General features: G+C 43.7%; 27 protein-coding genes. All 27 read left to right on the top strand.

Annotation, left to right across the window (positions count from 1 at the left end; all coding sequences use genetic code 11):
* Positions 1 to 59 precede the first annotated feature (59 nt).
* The 27 genes from rpoB (at position 60) to rpmD (ending at position 21297) form a co-directional block, all read left to right on the top strand.
* On the top strand, positions 60 to 3596 hold the full coding sequence (rpoB, locus tag BK127_RS36000; RefSeq protein WP_076237505.1) for a DNA-directed RNA polymerase subunit beta: 3537 nt from the start codon (positions 60 to 62) through the stop codon (positions 3594 to 3596).
* A gap of 73 nt (positions 3597 to 3669) precedes the next feature.
* On the top strand, positions 3670 to 7290 hold the full coding sequence (rpoC, locus tag BK127_RS35995) for a DNA-directed RNA polymerase subunit beta' (RefSeq protein WP_076237502.1): 3621 nt from the start codon (positions 3670 to 3672) through the stop codon (positions 7288 to 7290).
* Between the two features lie 157 nt (positions 7291 to 7447).
* Positions 7448 to 7699 (top strand): 50S ribosomal protein L7ae-like protein, encoded by a 252-nt coding sequence (locus BK127_RS35990; protein ID WP_076237499.1) that lies wholly within the window; start codon positions 7448 to 7450, stop codon positions 7697 to 7699.
* Positions 7700 to 7823: 124 nt separating this feature from the next.
* Positions 7824 to 8246, top strand: coding sequence for a 30S ribosomal protein S12 (gene rpsL / locus BK127_RS35985; RefSeq protein WP_076237496.1), 423 nt, complete (start codon positions 7824 to 7826; stop codon positions 8244 to 8246).
* A 46-nt stretch (positions 8247 to 8292) separates the two neighbouring features.
* Positions 8293 to 8763, top strand: a complete 471-nt coding sequence (gene rpsG, locus BK127_RS35980) for a 30S ribosomal protein S7 (protein ID WP_076237493.1) — start codon at positions 8293 to 8295, stop codon at positions 8761 to 8763.
* Between the two features lie 37 nt (positions 8764 to 8800).
* The gene (gene fusA / locus BK127_RS35975; RefSeq protein WP_076237490.1) at positions 8801 to 10876 is read left to right on the top strand and encodes an elongation factor G; all 2076 of its coding nucleotides are present in this window, start codon (positions 8801 to 8803) and stop codon (positions 10874 to 10876) included.
* A gap of 36 nt (positions 10877 to 10912) precedes the next feature.
* Positions 10913 to 12103 (top strand): elongation factor Tu, encoded by a 1191-nt coding sequence (tuf, locus tag BK127_RS35970; RefSeq protein WP_076237487.1) that lies wholly within the window; start codon positions 10913 to 10915, stop codon positions 12101 to 12103.
* A 284-nt stretch (positions 12104 to 12387) separates the two neighbouring features.
* Positions 12388 to 12696 (top strand): 30S ribosomal protein S10, encoded by a 309-nt coding sequence (rpsJ, locus tag BK127_RS35965; RefSeq protein ID WP_076237484.1) that lies wholly within the window; start codon positions 12388 to 12390, stop codon positions 12694 to 12696.
* A gap of 51 nt (positions 12697 to 12747) precedes the next feature.
* A complete protein-coding gene (rplC, locus tag BK127_RS35960; protein WP_076237482.1) occupies positions 12748 to 13371 on the top strand; it encodes a 50S ribosomal protein L3 in 624 nt (207 codons plus the stop codon).
* A gap of 22 nt (positions 13372 to 13393) precedes the next feature.
* The gene (rplD, locus tag BK127_RS35955; RefSeq protein ID WP_076237479.1) at positions 13394 to 14017 is read left to right on the top strand and encodes a 50S ribosomal protein L4; all 624 of its coding nucleotides are present in this window, start codon (positions 13394 to 13396) and stop codon (positions 14015 to 14017) included.
* On the top strand, positions 14017 to 14307 hold the full coding sequence (gene rplW, locus BK127_RS35950) for a 50S ribosomal protein L23 (RefSeq protein WP_076237476.1): 291 nt from the start codon (positions 14017 to 14019) through the stop codon (positions 14305 to 14307). The genes rplD and rplW overlap by 1 nt, the downstream gene beginning before the upstream one ends.
* Before the next feature lie 29 nt (positions 14308 to 14336).
* On the top strand, positions 14337 to 15167 hold the full coding sequence (rplB, locus tag BK127_RS35945; protein WP_076237473.1) for a 50S ribosomal protein L2: 831 nt from the start codon (positions 14337 to 14339) through the stop codon (positions 15165 to 15167).
* 39 nt (positions 15168 to 15206) lie between these two features.
* A complete protein-coding gene (rpsS, locus tag BK127_RS35940; protein ID WP_076237471.1) occupies positions 15207 to 15485 on the top strand; it encodes a 30S ribosomal protein S19 in 279 nt (92 codons plus the stop codon).
* Between the two features lie 49 nt (positions 15486 to 15534).
* Complete coding sequence (gene rplV, locus BK127_RS35935) at positions 15535 to 15870, top strand: 50S ribosomal protein L22 (protein ID WP_076237468.1); 336 nt, start codon at positions 15535 to 15537, stop codon at positions 15868 to 15870.
* A gap of 14 nt (positions 15871 to 15884) precedes the next feature.
* Entirely contained in the window at positions 15885 to 16550 is a 666-nt protein-coding gene (rpsC, locus tag BK127_RS35930) for a 30S ribosomal protein S3 (protein WP_076237465.1), read from the top strand.
* Positions 16551 to 16552: 2 nt separating this feature from the next.
* Entirely contained in the window at positions 16553 to 16987 is a 435-nt protein-coding gene (gene rplP / locus BK127_RS35925; protein ID WP_076237462.1) for a 50S ribosomal protein L16, read from the top strand.
* A complete protein-coding gene (rpmC, locus tag BK127_RS35920; RefSeq protein WP_076237459.1) occupies positions 16977 to 17177 on the top strand; it encodes a 50S ribosomal protein L29 in 201 nt (66 codons plus the stop codon). The genes rplP and rpmC overlap by 11 nt, the downstream gene beginning before the upstream one ends.
* Before the next feature lie 23 nt (positions 17178 to 17200).
* Complete coding sequence (rpsQ, locus tag BK127_RS35915) at positions 17201 to 17464, top strand: 30S ribosomal protein S17 (RefSeq protein ID WP_076237456.1); 264 nt, start codon at positions 17201 to 17203, stop codon at positions 17462 to 17464.
* Between the two features lie 41 nt (positions 17465 to 17505).
* The gene (gene rplN / locus BK127_RS35910) at positions 17506 to 17874 is read left to right on the top strand and encodes a 50S ribosomal protein L14 (RefSeq protein ID WP_076237453.1); all 369 of its coding nucleotides are present in this window, start codon (positions 17506 to 17508) and stop codon (positions 17872 to 17874) included.
* 127 nt (positions 17875 to 18001) lie between these two features.
* Positions 18002 to 18355, top strand: coding sequence for a 50S ribosomal protein L24 (gene rplX / locus BK127_RS35905; protein WP_076237451.1), 354 nt, complete (start codon positions 18002 to 18004; stop codon positions 18353 to 18355).
* A gap of 32 nt (positions 18356 to 18387) precedes the next feature.
* Entirely contained in the window at positions 18388 to 18930 is a 543-nt protein-coding gene (gene rplE, locus BK127_RS35900; protein ID WP_076237448.1) for a 50S ribosomal protein L5, read from the top strand.
* Between the two features lie 30 nt (positions 18931 to 18960).
* A complete protein-coding gene (locus tag BK127_RS35895; RefSeq protein WP_076237445.1) occupies positions 18961 to 19146 on the top strand; it encodes a type Z 30S ribosomal protein S14 in 186 nt (61 codons plus the stop codon).
* A 32-nt stretch (positions 19147 to 19178) separates the two neighbouring features.
* A complete protein-coding gene (rpsH, locus tag BK127_RS35890) occupies positions 19179 to 19577 on the top strand; it encodes a 30S ribosomal protein S8 (RefSeq protein WP_076237442.1) in 399 nt (132 codons plus the stop codon).
* Between the two features lie 31 nt (positions 19578 to 19608).
* Positions 19609 to 20151 carry a 50S ribosomal protein L6 gene (rplF, locus tag BK127_RS35885; protein ID WP_076237440.1) on the top strand — a complete coding sequence of 181 codons (543 nt, stop codon included), beginning with the start codon at positions 19609 to 19611 and terminating at the stop codon, positions 20149 to 20151.
* A 54-nt stretch (positions 20152 to 20205) separates the two neighbouring features.
* Complete coding sequence (rplR, locus tag BK127_RS35880) at positions 20206 to 20574, top strand: 50S ribosomal protein L18 (RefSeq protein WP_076237438.1); 369 nt, start codon at positions 20206 to 20208, stop codon at positions 20572 to 20574.
* A gap of 26 nt (positions 20575 to 20600) precedes the next feature.
* On the top strand, positions 20601 to 21098 hold the full coding sequence (rpsE, locus tag BK127_RS35875; protein WP_076237436.1) for a 30S ribosomal protein S5: 498 nt from the start codon (positions 20601 to 20603) through the stop codon (positions 21096 to 21098).
* A 10-nt stretch (positions 21099 to 21108) separates the two neighbouring features.
* Positions 21109 to 21297 carry a 50S ribosomal protein L30 gene (gene rpmD, locus BK127_RS35870; protein WP_076237434.1) on the top strand — a complete coding sequence of 63 codons (189 nt, stop codon included), beginning with the start codon at positions 21109 to 21111 and terminating at the stop codon, positions 21295 to 21297.
* Positions 21298 to 21313 lie beyond the last annotated feature (16 nt).

The raw sequence follows: 21313 nt of genomic DNA, 5'->3' as shown, positions 1-21313 counted from the left end.
AGGCTTCAGGAGAGGCTTTTATTTTGTTCTATTGAGTAGACATGAGGGGTGAATCAAACTTGGCGGGTCATCTTATTCAATTAGGTCGACGTAAACGCAGGTCATACGCTCGGATTCATGAGGTTTTGGAGGTTCCTAACCTTATTGAGATCCAACAAAAATCATACGATTGGTTTTTGGAAGAGGGATTGCGTGAAATGTTTCAGGATATTTCCCCAATTCAAGACTTTACGGGAAATTTGATACTGGAATTTATCGATTACAACTTAGGCGAGCCTAAGTATTCGGTCGATGAATCCAAGGAACGGGACGTCACTTACGCAGCTCCACTTCGTGTGAAGGTACGCTTGATCAATAAAGAAACTGGAGAAGTTAAAGAGCAGGAAGTGTTTATGGGAGACTTCCCTCTGATGACGGAAACTGGAACCTTTATTATCAATGGCGCTGAAAGGGTTATCGTCAGTCAGCTAGTTCGTTCTCCGAGCGTCTACTTCAGTACGAAGATAGATAAGAACGGTAAAAAAACGTATACAGCAACTGTAATTCCTAACCGCGGTGCGTGGTTGGAGTTGGAAACTGACGCAAAAGATATTATTTATGTAAGAATTGATCGTACCCGTAAAATTCCAGTTACTGTTTTACTGCGTGCATTGGGCTTTGGTACCGACGCGGAAATTCTGGAGCTGTTGGGCGACGATGAATATCTTCGTAACACGCTTGACAAGGATAATACAGATTCAACGGATAAAGCGCTAATTGAAATATATGAACGCTTGCGTCCAGGTGAACCACCTACATTGGATAATGCAAGAAGCTTGCTGGTTGCACGTTTCTTTGATCCAAAGCGCTATGATTTGGCAAATGTAGGGCGTTATAAAATCAACAAAAAGCTGCATATCAAAAACCGTTTGTTTAACCAACGATTGGCTGAAACCTTGGTTGATCCGGAAACGGGTGAAATCATCGCAGAAGCAGGTCAACTGCTGGATCGCAGACTGCTGGATGAGGTTCTACCTTTTCTGGAAAAGAGCGTAGGTTTCAAAGAATACACAGCCTCTAATGGTATTGCTGAAATGGAACGTATTCCACTTCAGTGTATTAATGTGTATTCACCGATTGAAGACGGCAAGATTGTTAAAGTGATTGCCAACGGTAAAATAGATAAATCAGTTAAAAATATTATGCCTGCAGATATCATTGCGTCGATTAATTACTTTATTGATCTTCTTCATGGTATTGGCAGTACAGATGATATCGATCACCTGGGTAATCGTAGATTACGTTCAGTTGGCGAACTGCTGCAAAATCAGTTCCGTATCGGATTGTCTCGTATGGAGCGTGTTGTACGCGAGCGGATGTCCATTCAGGATGCCAATGTGATCACGCCACAGGCGTTAATCAATATTCGTCCCGTTATCGCTTCAATTAAAGAGTTTTTTGGTAGCTCCCAGTTGTCGCAATTTATGGACCAAACGAATCCATTGGCTGAACTGACTCACAAACGTCGTCTGTCTGCTCTCGGACCCGGCGGTTTGACTCGGGAACGTGCGGGCTTTGAAGTCCGTGACGTGCATCACTCTCACTATGGTCGTATGTGCCCGATTGAGACACCGGAAGGTCCGAATATCGGTTTGATCAACTCTTTGTCTTCTTTTGCGAGAATCAATGAGTATGGCTTTATCGAGGCTCCATACCGTTGGGTAGATCCGAAAACCGGCATCGTTACTGAGCAGATTGCTTACCTGACAGCTGATGAAGAAGATAACTACGTTGTTGCCCAAGCAAACTCGGAGCTAAGTGAAGAAGGTCATTTGAAGAGCGATATGGTTATCGTACGTTACAAAGATGATAACTTGATTCTTCCCAAAGACCGTGTCGATTACATGGATGTATCCCCTAAACAGGTTGTATCCGTGGCTACGGCATTAATTCCGTTTTTGGAAAACGATGACTCCAACCGTGCGTTAATGGGATCCAACATGCAACGTCAAGCTGTACCTTTGCTTATTCCGAAGTCACCATTGGTGGGTACGGGTATGGAGCATAAGTCGGCTAAAGACTCCGGTGTATGTATTGTGTCCAAAATAGATGGTGTTGTAGAACGTGTTTCAGCTAACGAAATATGGGTGCGCCGCCAAGCAATGGTAGACGGCAAACTGGTTAACGGGGACCTGGTGAAACATAAATTGCATAAATTTATGCGTTCTAACCAAGGAACTTGCATCAATCAACGTCCGATTTGCCATAAAGGCGAGCAAGTTCGGGTCGGAGATATTCTTGCGGATGGTCCTTCTACGGAAATGGGCGAGCTGGCGTTAGGTCGTAACGTGGTCGTTGCCTTTATGACTTGGGAAGGCTACAACTATGAGGATGCGATCCTGCTTAGCGAAAAGCTGGTTAAAGAGGATGTTTACACCTCTATCCATATCGAGGAATATGAATCAGAAGCCCGTGACACGAAGTTGGGACCTGAAGAAATTACTCGTGACATTCCTAACGTAGGTGAAGATGCTCTGAAGAACTTGGACGAGCGCGGAATTATTCGTGTCGGAGCCGAAATTGGTGCTGGTGATATTCTGGTTGGTAAAGTTACGCCTAAGGGTGTTACAGAGCTTACTGCTGAAGAACGCTTGCTACACGCAATTTTTGGTGAGAAAGCACGTGAGGTTCGTGATACGTCGCTTCGAGTGCCTCATGGTACGGATGGTATTGTTGTGGACGTTAAAGTGTTTACCCGTGAAAACGGTGATGAGCTGCCTCCAGGCGTGAATCAACTGGTACGTGTCTATATCGCACAAAAACGGAAAATTTCCGAAGGCGATAAGATGGCTGGACGTCATGGTAACAAGGGTGTTATCGCGCGTATTTTGCCGGAAGAAGATATGCCGTTTATGCCGGATGGTACACCTGTGCAAGTTGTATTGAATCCTCTGGGAGTTCCTTCACGGATGAATATCGGTCAGGTGCTGGAAGTCCATTTAGGAATGGCCGCCAAGTATCTCGGAATACACACAGCAACGCCGGTATTTGACGGTGCCCGTGAGTATGACGTGTTCGATACGATGGTTGAAGCAGGTATGCAGCGTAATGGTAAAACCATTCTATATGATGGCCGTACTGGTGACCCGTTTGAGCGTGAGGTTACGGTTGGTGTCATGTACATGATCAAGCTTGCCCACATGGTTGACGATAAAATCCATGCCCGTTCTACAGGTCCTTACTCACTCGTTACCCAACAACCACTGGGCGGTAAAGCTCAATTCGGTGGACAACGTTTCGGTGAGATGGAAGTTTGGGCGTTGGAGGCCTATGGAGCGGCTTACACGTTGCAGGAAATTTTGACAGTTAAATCCGATGATGTAGTCGGACGTGTGAAAACGTACGAATCGATCGTTAAAGGCGAGAACGTTCCAGAGCCGGGCGTTCCTGAATCCTTCAAAGTATTGATTAAAGAGCTGCAGAGCTTGGGCATGGATGTTAAAATCTTGTCTGGCGATGAAAAAGAGATCGAAATGAGGGAAACAGACGATGATGATGAGGTTAGCAGCGATAAGCTGAATCTCAATCTGGAAGGTTCAGAACTGGGTGTAGAATAACCCAGTTCCATCGTATGTTCACAGGTCTATCTTGCACTTAAGGTTTCCCATAAAACATAAGGAGGGTGGCTCCTTGATGGATGTTAACAACTTCGAATTTATGAAAATTGGATTAGCTTCTCCAGAAAAGATCCGTTCGTGGTCCCGCGGAGAAGTGAAGAAGCCAGAAACGATCAATTACAGAACCTTGAAACCTGAAAAGGAAGGTCTGTTTTGCGAGAAGATTTTTGGGCCTACTAAAGACTGGGAATGTCATTGCGGTAAGTACAAACGTGTACGTTATAAAGGTGTTGTTTGCGATCGCTGCGGAGTGGAAGTAACCCGTCAAAAGGTTCGCCGTGAGCGTATGGGTCACATTGAACTCGCAGCTCCGGTTTCACACATTTGGTATTTCAAAGGAATCCCAAGCCGTATGGGCTTGGCGCTTGATATGTCTCCTCGTTCACTCGAGGAAATTATCTACTTTGCATCCTATGTGGTTACAGATCCCGGAGATACACCGCTTGAGAAAAAGCAGCTCTTGTCCGAGAAGGAATACCGCAGCTACCGTGAAAAATACGGTTATGCGTTCCAGGCAGGTATGGGAGCCGAAGCTGTAAAGAAATTACTGCAGGACATTGAAATCGAACGTGAAGTGGAAATGCTGAAGGAAGAGCTGAAAACAGCACAAGGTCAGCGCCGTAATCGTGCGATCAAACGTCTTGAAGTTATGGAAGCATTCCGTAATTCAAAAAACTTACCGGGCTGGATGGTTCTTGATGTCCTCCCTGTTATACCACCAGAGCTTCGTCCGATGGTTCAATTGGATGGAGGAAGATTCGCCACCTCAGATTTGAACGATTTGTATCGCCGCGTTATTAACCGGAACAACCGCTTGAAAAGGCTGTTGGATCTGGGTGCACCGGATATTATCGTTCAAAATGAAAAACGGATGCTGCAGGAAGCCGTCGATGCTCTAATCGATAATGGCCGCCGCGGCCGTCCAGTAACGGGTCCGGGCAACCGTCCGTTAAAATCCTTAAGTCACATGCTCAAAGGGAAACAAGGACGTTTTCGTCAAAATCTGCTCGGTAAACGTGTCGATTATTCCGGTCGTTCGGTTATCGTCGTAGGTCCAAGCTTGAAAATGTACCAGTGCGGACTTCCGAAGGAAATGGCACTTGAATTGTTTAAACCTTTTGTGATGAAGGAACTAGTCAATAAAGGGCTTGCCCACAATATCAAAAGTGCAAAACGTAAAGTGGAGCGCGTAAGTCCTGAAGTTTGGGACGTATTGGAAGAAGTCATTAAGGAGCATCCGGTTCTGTTGAACCGTGCACCTACACTGCATAGACTAGGTATTCAAGCGTTTGAACCGATTCTGGTTGAAGGCCGTGCAATTAAGCTGCATCCATTGGTATGTACCGCTTATAATGCTGACTTTGACGGAGACCAAATGGCGGTTCACGTTCCACTGTCTGCAGAAGCACAAGCAGAAGCTCGATTGCTGATGCTGGCAGCCGGTAATATCTTGAATCCAAAAGACGGTAAGCCGGTAGTTACACCTTCACAGGATATGATCTTGGGAAGCTTCTATCTGACAACCGATAATAAGGAAGCACATGGCGCCTTAACCATTGTTCGTACTGTACATGAAGCTGTATCCTTGTACCAACGTGGAGCAGCTGCACTGCATGCGCGTATTGCTATTCCAGCCAAAGCATTGAACAAAACAAGCTTTACCCCGGAACAGCAAGAAGCGATGCTGATTACAACGATCGGTAAGGTAATCTTTAATGAAATTTACCCTCCAGATTTGCCTTATATCAATGAACCTACCAAATCGAATTTATTGAATGGTGCATCCGATCAATATTTCGTGTTTGAAAAGGGCGCTGATATACGTAAAATCATGCAGGAGCTTCCAGAGGGCAAAGCAGTAGGTAAAGAGTATTTGGGCTTGATTATTGCTGAGTGCTTCCGGAAATACCATACAACCAAAACTTCGGTTATATTGGACAAAATCAAGGAGCTTGGTTTTACTTATTCAACGAAATCCGGTATTACAATCGCAGTTGCGGATGTAACGGTACCGCTTGAAAAAGATGCCATCCTTAAAGAATCCGATGATAAAGTCAATATGGTAACGAACCAATATCGTCGTGGTTTGATAACCGATGAAGAACGTTATGATCGTGTTATTACGATTTGGAGTAAAGCGAAGGATGAAATCACGGATATCCTGATGAAATCCCTAGACAAATACAACTCCATCAACATGATGGTGGAATCCAAGGCACGGGGTAACAAATCACAAATTACACAGCTGGGCGGTATGCGTGGTCTGATGGCCAACCCGTCTGGTAAAATCATTGAGTTACCAATTAAGTCGAACTTCCGTGAAGGCTTAACGGTTTTGGAATACTTTATTTCAACGCATGGTGCGCGTAAAGGTTTGGCCGATACAGCACTTCGTACAGCTGACTCCGGTTACCTGACACGTCGTCTGGTAGACGTAGCACAGGATGTTATCGTTCGCGATGAGGATTGTGGTACGGATAAAGGCTTTACCGTTAACAAGATTCAGGATGGTAAAGAGGTTATCGAGGATCTGTATGACCGGATTGAAGGCCGCTATGCATTCGAAGTGATTCGTGATCCACAAACCGGTGAAGTGATTGTTGGACGCAATGAATTGATAGAAGCGAACATCGCGGATACAATCATCGCAGCCGGCATTGAAAAACTACAGATTCGGTCCGTTCTGAGCTGCCGTTCCCATCATGGCGTTTGCAAAAAATGCTACGGTCGTAACCTGGCAACTGGACAATTTGTAGAGATTGGTGAAGCTGTAGGTATTATCGCTGCACAATCTATCGGAGAACCAGGAACGCAGCTGACCATGCGTACGTTCCATACCGGTGGTGTTGCTGGAGATGATATTACACAAGGTTTGCCGCGTATTCAGGAGTTGTTTGAAGCCAGAAATCCGAAAGGTCAAGCGATCATTTCGGAAATTGATGGGGTAGTTAAGGAGATTCGTGAAGCCAAGGATCGTCGTGAAATCGAAGTTCTCGGTGAAGCTGAATCCAAAACTTATGCAGTTCCTTATGGTTCACGTATTCGTGTATCGCTTAACCAACAGGTTGAGGCGGGCGATGAGTTGACGGAAGGATCGATCGATCCTAAGGAAATGCTTCGCATCAAGGGTATCCGTGGTGTACAAAACTACATTCTTCAAGAGGTTCAACGTGTTTATCGGAACCAGGGTGTAGAAATCAACGATAAGCATATCGAGGTTATGGTTCGCCAGATGCTTCGTAAAATACGTATCGTTGATTCTGGTGACACGACGCTGCTTCCAGGTTCCTTTGTGGATATCCATGAATACGAAGAAGCCAATAAGGTCGCTTTGTACTCCGGACAAGAGCCAGCGGTTGCCAAACCGGTTCTGCTCGGTATTACCAAAGCTTCGCTTGAGACGGATTCCTTCCTGTCCGCAGCTTCCTTCCAGGAAACTACACGTGTATTGACTGATGCTGCCATCAAGGGCAAGGTTGATAAACTACTCGGATTGAAGGAAAATGTTATTATTGGTAAGCTGATTCCTGCGGGAACAGGTATGCATAGATACCGTGACATCCGGATCACGAATCCGAATGAAGTGGAAGCTGATAACAAATCTTTAGAATTAGAAGTCGTTTCGGCTGACTAATTGCTTATAGAAGGATGAGATACTTGCCCTTGCTGAGAGATTGTGTAAATTCTTTGTAAGGGCAGGTAATTGTCTTGACAACGGCACTTTCAAAGTGCTATTATATCGAAGTGTGCCATTTTGTGAAGTGTTTCCTGTCCTTTGGAGGATATTTTATATGTCTTATGAAAAAGTAAAACAGGCTGCTAACATTAGTATTGGCATGAAACAAACTGCAAGAGCAGTCGAGATGAATAAATCATCCGAAGTTTTTGTAGCCAAAGATGCAGATCCGCGAATAACGATAAAGATGGTAGCCCTTTGCAAGAAAGAGGGTATTCCAGTGACCTACGTTGATTCCATGAAGTTATTGGGTAAAGCGTGCGGTATTGATGTTGGAGCTGCTGTGGCAGCAATAGTGAATGAATAAAGCAAATCCGTTTTTGTTCAATAACAGAAATGTTGGCGGCAAAAGCTTTTCGTTTGTTCATTTATGATTCGCCTGGATCTGTGGGCTTGAAAGAGAACTAATAAGATTGGAAGGAGGTGGCGATATGCCAACAATTAACCAACTCGTTCGTAAAGGACGTAAAGCAAAAGTGGAGAAATCCAAATCACCAGCTCTTCAAAGAGGATTTAATGCCTTGAAAAGAGAAGCAACCGACATTAGCGCTCCTCAAAAGCGTGGTGTATGTACGCGTGTAGGTACAATGACGCCGAAGAAACCAAACTCTGCACTTCGTAAATATGCTCGTGTGCGTTTGACAAATCGTGTTGAAGTTACTGCCTATATTCCGGGTATTGGACACAACTTGCAAGAGCACAGTGTGGTATTGATTCGTGGAGGTAGAATTAAGGATCTTCCAGGGGTACGTTATCACATCGTTCGCGGCGCATTGGATACATCCGGTGTGAACAACCGTAAACAAGCTCGTTCCAAATATGGTGCGAAGCGTCCTAAAGCAGCTAAGAAGTAAATAAAGCAAATAAAAACGGATGATTTTTTCAGAAAGGGGGATAACTATGCCTCGTAAAGGTCCAGTTACTCGCAGAGACGTATTACCAGATCCAATCTATAGCAGCAAACTTGTTACTCGTCTTATCAATCGCATTATGCTCGATGGCAAAAGAGGTGTTGCTCAAACCATCTTGTACAATGCATTCAAAATGATTCAAGATCGTACAGGTAAAGAGCCGATGGAAGTTTTCGAACAAGCCATCAAAAATATTATGCCTGTTCTTGAGGTTAAAGCTCGTCGTGTAGGCGGAGCAAACTATCAAGTGCCAATCGAAGTTAGACCTGATCGTCGTACGACTTTGGGACTTCGTTGGTTGGTGAATTATTCTCGCCTTCGTGGTGAGAAAACAATGGAAGAAAGATTGGCACAAGAAATTATTGATGCCAGCAACAACACAGGTTCTTCCGTTAAGAAACGCGAAGATACACACAAAATGGCTGAAGCTAACAAAGCTTTCGCTCATTATCGCTGGTAGAATCTAAATTCCTTATAATTTGAAAGGAGACATCCTGATGGCTAGAGAGTTCTCCTTGAAAGATACACGTAATATTGGGATTATGGCGCATATTGATGCAGGTAAAACGACCACGACCGAGCGTATCTTATTCTTTACAGGTCGTACTCACAAAATCGGAGAAGTGCATGATGGCGCTGCTACGATGGACTGGATGGAACAAGAGCAGGAGCGCGGAATTACAATTACTTCCGCTGCTACTACTGCTGCTTGGAAGGGTCACCGCATCAATATCATCGATACCCCGGGACACGTTGACTTCACTGTTGAAGTGGAACGCTCCCTGCGTGTATTGGACGGGGCAGTTGGAGTATTCAGCGCCAAAGAAGGCGTTGAGCCTCAGTCGGAGACGGTATGGCGTCAAGCTGACCGTTATAATGTTCCTCGGATTGCCTATGTTAACAAAATGGATATTATTGGTGCTGACTTCCTTGGTGCGATCCAGCAAATGCGCGAGAAATTAGGAGCTAATGCAGTTGCTATTCAATTGCCAATTGGTTCTGAAAGTGATTTTGACGGCATCATTGACTTGGTTGAACAAAAAGCACATATATTCAAAGATGACAAAGGTGAAAACATCGAGATAGTTGATATCCCAGATGAATTCAAAGAACAAGTTGAAGTATTAAGACTTGAACTGATTGAAAAAGTTGCAGAGCTAGACGAAGAGCTGACAATGAAATATCTCGAAGGTGAAGAGATCACTGTCGAGGAAATCAAAAAAGCACTTCGTATTGGTGTATGCCAAGTAAAAATCTTCCCTGTTATTTGTGGTTCTTCATATAGAAACAAAGGTGTTCAATTGATGTTGGATGCGGTAGTAGATTACCTTCCATCCCCTCTTGATGTACCTGATATTAAAGGTGTACTTGATGACGGTACTGAAGTCATTCGTAAGTCTTCGGATGACCAGCCTTTCTCAGCACTTGCCTTTAAAATTATGACGGATCCTTATGTAGGAAAGCTTACTTTCTTCCGTGTATACTCTGGTGTGTTAAATTCAGGTTCTTATGTTCTTAACGCTACTAAAGGTAAACGCGAAAGAGTTGGACGGATTCTTCAAATGCATGCAAACACGCGTCAAGAGATCAGCATTGTATATGCGGGTGATATTGCGGCTGCTGTAGGCTTGAAGGATACTACAACGGGTGACACACTCTGTGAAGAGAAAAGCCCAGTAATCCTTGAAAAAATGAATTTCCCTGAACCGGTTATTCAGCTCGCTGTTGAGCCGAAAACGAAGGCTGACCAAGACAGAATGGGTATTGCTTTATCCAAGCTGTCCGAAGAAGATCCGACTTTCCGTGCACACACAGATGAGGAAACTGGACAAACGATTATTGCAGGTATGGGTGAGCTTCACCTTGAAGTTCTAGTGGATCGTATGTTGCGTGAATTCAAGGTAGAAACAAACGTGGGTAAACCACAAGTTGCTTACCGTGAAACATTCCGTCAAGAAGCTAGAGTTGAAGGTAAGTTTGTTCGTCAGTCCGGTGGCCGCGGTCAATATGGACATTGTTGGGTTATCTTCACACCTCAAGAAGCTGGTGAAGGATTCTTGTTCGAAAGCAAGGTTGTGGGTGGTTCGATTCCAAGAGAATACATCGCTCCAATTCAAGCCGGTATCGAAGAATCAATGAAGAACGGTGTTATGGCAGGATTCCCGCTGGTTGATATTAAAGCAACTGTTGTTGACGGATCTTACCATGATGTTGACTCCAACGAAATGGCGTTCAAAATTGCAGGTTCAATGGCATTAAAGGCAGCGGCAGAAAAATGTCGTCCAGTTTTGCTTGAGCCAATCATGAAAGTTGAAGTTACCGTTCCAGAAGAATATATGGGCGATGTTATGGGTGATTTGAACTCCCGTCGTGGTCGTATCGAAGGTATGGATTCCCGCTTTGGTGCACAAATTATCCGTGCTAAGGTGCCTCTCTCCGAGATGTTCGGTTACTCCACAACTTTGCGTTCACGTACTCAAGGACGTGGCGTATATTCGATGGAATTGTCCCATTATGAAGAAGTGCCTAAGTCAATTGCAGAAGAAATTGTTGCTAAACATAAGGGTGCTTAATACAAATATAAGTTAATCGAGGAGGCAATCCAAGCCATGGCAAAAGCGAAATTCGAACGTAATAAACCGCATGTTAACATTGGAACTATCGGTCACGTTGACCACGGTAAAACAACTTTAACTGCAGCTATCACAACTGTATTGTCCAAAAGATACGGTGGCGCAGCAGTAGCGTTTGACCAAATTGACAAAGCTCCAGAAGAGCGCGAGCGCGGTATCACAATCTCCACAGCTCACGTTGAGTATGAAACACCTAACCGTCACTATGCACACGTTGACTGCCCAGGACATGCTGACTATGTTAAGAACATGATTACAGGCGCAGCACAAATGGATGGAGCTATTCTGGTTGTATCTGCAGCTGATGGCCCTATGCCACAAACTCGGGAGCACATCCTTTTGTCCCGCCAAGTAGGCGTACCTTACATCGTTGTTTTCTTGAACAAATGCGATATGGTAGAAGACGAAGAGTTGCTTGAACTGGTTGAAATGGAAGTTCGCGATTTGCTGAACGAATATGAGTTCCCAGGCGATGATACTCCAATCATCCGTGGTGCTGCTCGTGAAGCATTGCAAAACCCAGATGGTCCTTGGGCTGATAAAATTATCGAATTGTTTGAACAAGTTGATACTTATATCCCAACTCCTGAGCGTCAAACTGACAAGCCTTTCTTGATGCCTGTTGAGGATGTATTCTCAATCACAGGTCGTGGTACCGTTGCTACAGGTCGTGTAGAGCGCGGAACTATCAAAATTCAAGAAGAAGTTGAAATTCTTGGTCTTCAAGAAGAAACTCGCAAATGTATCGTTACAGGCGTTGAAATGTTCCGTAAATTGTTGGATTCCGCACAAGCGGGCGACAACATTGGCGCATTGCTTCGTGGTGTAGACCGTAAAGACATTGAGCGTGGTCAAGTTTTGGCGAAACCAGGTTCCGTTAAAGCACATACTGCATTTTCCGCTCAAATCTACGTTCTTACTAAAGAAGAAGGTGGCCGTCATAAGCCTTTCTTCACAGGCTACCGTCCACAGTTCTACTTCCGTACAACTGACGTAACTGGTATCATCTCATTGCCAGAAGGCACTGAAATGGTAATGCCTGGTGATAACATCACCGTTACTGTTGAACTGATCGCTCCAATCGCTATTGAAGAAGGTACTCGCTTCGCGATTCGCGAAGGCGGCCGTACAGTAGGCGCTGGCGCAGTAGCAACAATCAGCAAATAAGATCATCATAGATCGGAGAGCCTTCCATCGCAATTACTGGATGGAGGGCTTTTATTTTTGCTAATTTGTACTGCAAATAATGGATTTATAAATTTATAAAAAAAGAATGGAAATGTTCTTGCTTTTTGTTTTGATTTTTTATATAATAGTGAACGTTGGTCTGAGACGTTGCGATGATGTGAGAGGTTGCTGACACACCCGGCCCCTTTGCCATGGGGAAGGCGTCAGGAGATTTTCACTGAGTATGTCCGATACTAAATTGGGCGATAGAAGGAGGGAATACTATGGCAAAGCAAAAAATTCGTATTCGTTTGAAGGCATATGATCACAGAATTCTGGATCAATCTGCTGAAAAAATTGTGGAAACGGCAAAGCGTTCAGGTGCAAGCGTATCTGGTCCGATCCCATTACCTACGGAGAAAACAATCATTACTGTTCTTCGTGCGGTACACAAATACAAAGACTCGCGTGAGCAATTTGAACAACGCACACATAAGCGTTTGATCGATATTGTTAATCCGACACCACAAACTGTAGATGCGTTAATGCGTTTGGATCTACCGTCCGGTGTGGATATCGAAATTAAATTGTAATCCACATGTGTATAAATAATTGAAAGCATAAGAAGAAAAGAGGTGTCAACGATGACTAAAGGTATCTTAGGAAAAAAGCTTGGAATGACCCAAGTGTTTACTCCTGAAGGCTTGGTAATTCCGGTAACGGTAATTCTTGCAGGTCCTTGTACGGTTTTGCAAAAAAAGGATGCTGAGAATGACGGATACGAAGCTATTCAAATCGGTTTTGATGACAAGAAAGAAAGTAGAGCTATCAAACCTGAGTTGGGCCATGCGAAAAAAGCTGGTGCAACACCTAAGCGCTACATTAAAGAAATTCGTGGTATTCAGATCTCTGAATACGAAGTTGGCCAAGAAATCAAAGCTGACTTGTTCACAGAAGGCGAATTCGTTGATGTAACCGGTACTTCTAAAGGTAAAGGTTTCCAAGGTTCTATCAAAAGACATAATCAATCTGTTGGTCCAATGGCTCACGGCTCGCGTTATCATCGTGGTCCAGGTTCCATGGGTTCCATCCAATCCAACCGTGTTCCAAAAGGCAAAAAGCTTCCAGGACATATGGGTGCGGAAACAGTTACGATTCAACGTCTTGAAGTTATCAAAGTCGATGCGGAACGTAATGTGATCCTAGTAAGAGGTTCCATTCCGGGTCCTAAAAATAGCTACGTGAGTGTTAAATCAACAGTTAAGTAAAGCAAGGAAGGAGGATTAACAGATGCCAAAAGTAGCATTGTATAATGTAAGTGGTGCACAAGTGGGAGAAGTGGAATTGTCTGATTCCGTGTTCGGTATTGAACCCCATTCCCACATTTTGAATGAAGCAGTATTAATGCAGCGTGCTTCGTTACGACAAGGTACACACAAAGTTAAGGGACGCTCCGAAGTTCGTGGTGGCGGTCGTAAACCTTGGAAACAAAAAGGTACAGGTCGTGCACGTCAAGGTAGTATTCGTTCCCCTCAATGGAAGGGCGGCGGTATCGTTTTTGGACCGACTCCACGCAGCTACGCGTACAAGCTTCCTAAGAAAGTTCGTCGTATCGCCATCAAGTCTGCATTGTCTTCCAAGGTACTTGGCAACGAAATTATCGTACTGGATCAATTGCTATTGAATCAGCCGAAAACCAAGGAATTTGCAGCGATTCTTAACAATTTGAAAGTGGATCGCAAAGCTTTAGTAGTAACAGCTGGTTATGAAGAAAACGTGGCATTATCCGCTCGTAATATCCCAGGCGTGAAATTTGTAGTTGCTGACGGAATTAGCGTGCTTGATGTTATGGTTTACGACAAGCTGATCATTACTAAGGATGCGGTACAGAAGGTAGAGGAGGTTTTTGCATAATGAAAGATCCTCGCGATATTATTAAACGCCCTGTAATCACTGAGCGTACAAGTGATATGATGGCTGAGAAGAAATATGTATTTGAAGTTGAGCTCCGTGCAAACAAAACGGAAATCAAATTGGCTATCGAGTCAATTTTCAAAGTAAAAGTAACGAAAGTTAACACTTTGAGAATGCCGGCTAAGCCAAAACGCTATGGTCGTCATGCCGGTTATACATCGGAATGGAAAAAAGCGATTGTTTCGTTAAGCGCTGATAGCAAAGAGCTTGAATTTTTTGAGAGTGTGTAATTAACCTTTTCAAGTAAGGAGGAATCCAAGTGCCAATTAAAAAATATAAACCAACGTCACCTGCTAGACGTCATATGTCGGTTTCTACATTTGAAGAAATCACAACGTCAACACCGGAGAAATCGTTATTGGCTCCGTTGTTCAAGCACGCGGGACGTAACAACCAAGGTAAAATTACGGTTCGTCACCAAGGTGGAGGACACAAGCGTAAATACCGGATTATTGACTTCAAACGGAATAAAGATGGAATACCAGGTCGCGTTGCTACGATTGAATACGATCCGAACCGTTCCGCTAACATTGCTTTGATTCATTATGCTGATGGTGAAAAACGTTATATCATCGCTCCTAAGAACTTGAAAGTCGATGATAAAATCGAATCCGGACCTAAAGCGGATATCAAGATCGGTAATGCTTTACCGCTTGAAAATATTCCTGTAGGTACAGTTATCCACAACATCGAGTTGAAACCTGGCAAAGGCGCTCAATTGGTTCGCGCTGCTGGTACTGAAGCTCAATTGCTAGGTAAAGAAGAAACTTATGTAACGATTCGTCTTACTTCCGGCGAAGTTAGAAAAGTTTTGAAAGTTTGCCGCGCAACAATCGGTTCTGTTGGTAACGAAGATTACGAATTGATCAAAGTAGGTAAAGCTGGACGCTCGCGTTGGTTGGGTCAAAGACCTGAAGTCCGCGGTGTTGTAATGAACCCTAACGATCACCCACACGGTGGTGGTGAAGGCCGTGCTCCTATCGGTCGTAAATCTCCAATGTCTCCTTGGGGCAAACCGACTCTTGGTTACAAAACTCGTAAAAAAGGCAAAGCATCTGATAAATATATTGTTCGTCGTCGCACTAAATAATCGGATTCTAGCAAGGGTTGAAGAAAGGAGGAACGAAATATGGGTCGCAGTTTAAAAAAAGGTCCTTTCGTTGACGGCTATCTTATGAAGAAAGTTGAAGCGCAAGGCGACACTCAGAAGAAACAAGTTATTAAAACTTGGTCGCGTCGTTCGACTATTTTCCCGCAATTCATCGGATTTACTTTTGCGGTATACGATGGTAAAAAGCATGTGCCGGTTTACGTTACAGAGGATATGGTTGGTCACAAACTTGGTGAGTTTGCTCCAACTCGTACTTACAAAGGTCATGATGATGACAAGAAGACGAGCAAGCGCTAATTAGAGCTTTGCTTGTGTAATAAGCAGTAAATGAGAGGAGGTACAACACATGTCAGAAGCAAAAAGTATTGCAAGATTCGTTCGTATTGCTCCCCGTAAAGCGCAGCTGGTTGTTGATTTGATCCGCGGCAAGCAAGTAGGAGAAGCAATTGCGATTCTGCGTCATACACCAAGATCCGCTTCGCCGATCGTTGAGAAGGTTTTGAACTCTGCCATTGCTAATGCTGAGCATAACTACTCCATGGATCCGAACAACTTGGTCGTATCACAAACATTTGTTAACCAAGGACCAACAATGAAACGGTTCCGTCCACGTGCAATGGGACGTGCTAGCCGCATTAATAAACGTACCAGCCACATTACAATAGTGGTATCCGAAAAATAAGGGAGGGATAACGTGTGGGTCAAAAAGTAAACCCAGTAGGACTTAGAGTTGGGATTATTCGCGATTGGGAATCCAAATGGTTCGCAGGTAAAGATTTCGGCGATCTTCTTATTGAAGATGTTAAAATCCGCGAATACTTAAAAACGAAGCTGAAAGATTCAGCTGTTTCACATATTGAAATCGAACGTGCTGCTAACCGTGTGAATGTAACCATTCAAACAGCTAAGCCTGGTATGGTTATCGGTAAAGGCGGAGCAGAAATCGAAGTTATTCGTAACTACATTGCTAATCTGTCGAACGGCAAAAAGATTCACATCAATATCTCTGAAATCAAAAATCCTGAATTGGATGCAATTTTGGTTGCTGAAAGCATTGCACAACAATTGGAACGTCGTGTTTCATTCCGTCGTGCTATGAAGCAATCGATCCAAAGATCGATGAGAGCCGGAGCAAAAGGAATCAAAACAGCAGTAAGTGGTCGTTTGGGCGGAGCGGAAATCGCTAGAAATGAAGGCTACAGTGAAGGTACAGTGCCTCTTCATACATTGCGTGCGGATATTGACTATGGTACAGCGGAAGCTCATACTACTTATGGTCGTATCGGAGTAAAAGTATGGATCTATCGCGGCGAAGTTCTTCCACCGGCTAAGAAAAAGGCTGTTACGGAAGGAGGCAACTAAGAATGTTAGTTCCTAAACGTGTCAAACACCGTAAAGAGTTTCGTGGTAAAATGCGTGGTCGCGCTAAAGGCGGAACAGAAGTAAGTTTCGGTGAATTCGGATTGCAAGCTTTGGAGCCTGCATGGGTTACCAACCGTCAAATCGAGGCTGCTCGTATTGCGATGACTCGTTACATCAAACGGGGCGGTAAAGTATGGATCAAAATTTTCCCTTCGAAACCGGCAACACAAAAACCGCTTGAAGTACGGATGGGTAGCGGTAAAGGTAGCGTAGAGAAATGGGTTTGCGTTGTAAAACCAGGTAAGATTATGTTTGAACTTGCCGGTGTTAGTGAGGAAATTGCTCGTGAAGCATTACGTCTGGCTTCTCACAAGCTTCCGATCAAAACCAAGTTTGTTAAAAGAGAAGATGTAGGTGGTGAAGCAAATGAAGGCTAGTGAATTTCGCAACCTAACCACTGCTGAAATTGAACAAAAAATTGCCGGCTTTAAAGAAAGACTCTTTAGCCTCCGTTTTCAACTAGCTACCGGTCAACTGGAAAACCCAGTACAGATCCGGGAAGTCCGCAAAGAGATTGCTCGTGCAAAGACTGTTTTGCGTGAAAGAGAACTGGGGATCATTAGTTAATGAGTGAGAGAGGAGGATCTTCCATGAGTGAACGTAACGATCGTAAAACTCAAGTCGGTAAAGTCGTGAGTGACAAAATGGAAAAAACCATCGTTGTTGCGGTTGAAACATACAAAAAACACGATCTTTATCACAAAAGAATTAAATATACGAAGAAATTCAAAGCGCATGACGAGAACAATGAGGCCAAAATCGGTGATGTTGTGAAAATTTCCGAAACACGTCCTTTGTCCAAAGACAAGCGTTGGAGATTGGTTGAAATTGTAGAAAAAGCTGTTTTGGTATAAAAAAGATACGAAGCATCAATTCCGGAAGGAGGGTTTAAACAATGATTCAACCTCTATCTCGTTTAAAAGTGGCTGACAACTCAGGAGCAAAGCAATTGATGTGCATTCGCGTTCTTGGTGGTACTGGACGTCGTGTGGGTCATATCGGTGATTTGATCATCTGCTCGGTAAAAGAAGCAACACCAGGTGGCGTTGTCAAAAAGGGTGATGTTGTCAAAGCGGTAATCGTTCGTACAAAGAGCGGTGCACGCCGTAAAGATGGTTCTTACATTACTTTTGATGAAAATGCAGCTGTAATCGTTAAGGATGATAAGAGTCCTCGTGGAACTCGTATCTTTGGACCAGTTGCTCGTGAACTTCGTGATCGCGACTTTATGAAAATCGTTTCTCTGGCTCCAGAAGTTATCTAATTTAAATGCTGCTTAAGCAGCTGCACGATAGAAGAAATGGTTTTTATTAAGACAGTTTTCTTACGAAAACGAAGAATATGCTTACGAAGTTAGCATTCTACGAATGCTCTCAGGAGGTGGAAACTCAATGCCAAAGCAACCCAAGAAATTGGAGTCTCATAATAACAAACTAAATGTTAAAAAAGACGATAAAGTGTTCGTAATTACTGGCAAAGATAAAGGTAAAAAAGGCCGTGTAATTGCAGCATACCCTCGTGAAAATCGCGTGTTGGTTGAAGGTGTAAATATGATCAAGAAGCATAGCAAACCTTCGCAATCTAACCCACAGGGTGGTATTATCTCGCAAGAAGCACCTATTCACGTATCGAACGTGATGCTGATTGATCCGAAGAGCGGCCAGCCTACCCGTGTAGGTTACAAAGTTCTGGACAACGGTACAAAAGTACGTGTAGCTCGTAAATCCGGTGAAGTTATCGATTAATCGTAAAAGTTAGGAAAGGAGGTACATGAAAGATGGCAGCAAGGTTAAAAGATCGTTTTTTGAATGAAGTAACTCCTGCTTTGATGCAGAAATTCAGTTATACAACGGTTATGCAGGTGCCTAAGATTGAGAAAGTCGTCATTAACATGGGTGTGGGTGAAGCAGTTTCGAACTCCAAAGTGTTGGATGTAGCTGTTCAGGATCTTCAGTTAATCGCTGGTCAAAAGCCGGTTGTTACTAAAGCAAAGAAATCAATCGCAGGCTTCAAATTGCGTGAAAATATGCCGATCGGTGTAAAAGTAACGCTTCGCGGCGAGCGCATGTATCATTTCTTGGACAAATTGTTCAATGTTGCGCTTCCTCGTGTTCGTGACTTCCGCGGTGTTTCTTCTAAAGCATTTGATGGACGCGGTAACTATACATTGGGTTTGAAAGAACAATTAATTTTCCCTGAAATCGAATACGATAAAGTTGATAAAGTACGCGGTATGGATATCGTTATCGTAACTACAGCCCAATCGGACGAAGAGTCCCGTGAGTTATTAACCCAATTAGGAATGCCGTTTACCAAATAAGGTACGGTACAACCGGAGGTGTAAAAGTAAGTGGCAAAAACTTCAATGATCGTGAAGCAACAGCGCACTCCAAAATTCAAGGTGCAGGCTTATACACGCTGCGAACGCTGTGGCCGTCCGCATTCGGTTCTTCGGAAGTTTAAAATTTGCAGAATTTGTTTCCGCGAATTAGCACACGCAGGTCAAATCCCTGGCGTTAAAAAAGCAAGCTGGTAATTACCCAAGTTTCGGGAAGGAGGTTCACATAAATGGTGATGTCAGATCCAATTGCAGATATGCTTACACGTATTCGTAATGCAAACGTTGTGCGTCATGAAACGGTTGAAATCCCTGCTTCGACGGTCAAAAGAGAAATTGCTGAGATCCTCAAAAAAGAAGGTTTTATCCGCGACGCTGAATATATCGAAGATAACAAGCAAGGAATTATCCGCGTATTCTTGAAATACGGACCTAACAATGAACGTGTTATTTCCGGTCTTAAAAGAATCAGCAAACCCGGCTTGCGTGTTTACACAAAAAGTCAAGAGGTTCCTCGCGTACTAGGCGGTTTGGGAATTGCGATTATTTCCACTTCTCAAGGCGTTATGACCGATAAAGAAGCTCGTCAAACTAAAGCTGGCGGAGAAGTTATCTGCTACGTTTGGTAATAAAGAATTTAAATGAACGGAGGTGCATACCATGTCACGTATTGGTCGCAAGCCCATTACAATCCCGAGTGAAGTAAACATCACTCTTGATAACACTCTTATCACAGTAAAAGGCCCTAAGGGTACTTTGTCTCGTGAGTTACACAGAGATATGAAGCTGGTCGTTGCAGAAAATGAAATTTCTGTTGAGCGTCCTTCTGATAATAAATTACATCGTTCTCTTCACGGTACTACAAGAAGCGTTGTTGCTAACATGGTAAACGGCGTAACTACTGGTTTTGCAAAAAACCTTGAGCTAGTTGGAGTTGGATACCGCGCTAACAAAACAGGTGATAAGCTGGTTTTGAACGTTGGTTACTCGCATCCAGTTGAAATTGAACCGGAGAACGGTATCGAGTTTGATGTTCCATCAAACACGAAGATCACGGTTAAGGGCATTGATAAAGAATTGGTCGGCGCAGTTGCTGCAAAGATTCGTTCTGTTCGTGAGCCTGAGCCTTATAAAGGTAAAGGTATTAAGTACGAAGGCGAACGTATTCTTCGTAAAGAAGGTAAAGCTGGTAAGAAGAAATAAGCTTGCATAAATGCAGGATCATCCTTCATTTAAGTTGAAAGGAGTAAACCTCGAATGATTAACAAAAGCGACAAGAACAAAGCTCGTTTGAAAAGACATTTACGTGTCCGTAAGAAAATTCAAGGAACGACTGAACGTCCGCGCTTGAATATCTTCCGTTCATCCAAGCATATGTACGCACAATTGATCGATGATGTTAAAGGTGTAACTATTGCATCTGCTTCCACTCAAGATAAAGAGTTGAAAGAAAACATCGGCAATGGTGGTAATGCTGAAGCAGCTCGCAAGGTCGGAGCTTTAATTGCAGAGCGCGCTAAGCAAAACGGAGTAGAAAAAATCGTATTTGACCGCGGTGGATATTTGTACCACGGACGTGTGCAGGCATTAGCCGATGCAGCTCGTGAAGCAGGTCTTGAATTTTAATCGAACATATAAGGAGGTAAAATCACTTGCGTATTGATCCCAATACTTTAGAGTTAACAGAAAAAGTTGTTAACATTAATCGTGTATCTAAGGTAGTTAAAGGCGGACGTCGCTTCAGCTTTAGTGCATTAGTTGTTGTTGGCGACGGTAACGGATGGGTAGGCGCAGGAATCGGTAAAGCTGGCGAAGTACCAGATGCAATTCGCAAAGGTATTGAAGATGCTAAGAAAAACCTGATTCATGTACCTATCGTTGGAACCACTATCCCTCACTTGGTTATTGGTAAATTTGGAGCTGGTAATGTTCTTTTGAAACCTGCTTCCAAGGGTACTGGAGTGATCGCGGGCGGTCCAGTTCGTGCAGTGCTGGAACTTGCTGGTGTTGGCGACATCTTGACCAAATCTTTAGGATCTTCTAACTCAATCAACATGGTAAATGCTACTCTTGAAGGCTTACAGCGTCTAAAGCGTGCTGAAGAAGTTGCAAAGCTGCGTGGCAAAACTGTTGAAGAGATTTTAGGGTAGGAGGGATATCATGGCTAAACAATTGCAAATTACCCTCAAACGCAGCTTGATCGGCCGTCCAGAAACACAACGTCGTACTGTAGTTTCACTTGGACTGGGCAAACTGAATTCAACTGTTGTACAACAAGACAATGCAGCGATTCGCGGCATGGTTAATCAAGTAAGTCATTTAGTTGAAGTTACTGAACTGGAAGCATAAATTTGCTTTACAAAAC

The sequence above is a fragment of the Paenibacillus sp. FSL H7-0331 genome, from assembly GCF_001956045.1.
The sequence above is the reverse complement of the archived record's forward strand: the minus strand, read 5'-3'. Positions and strand labels throughout refer to the sequence as shown.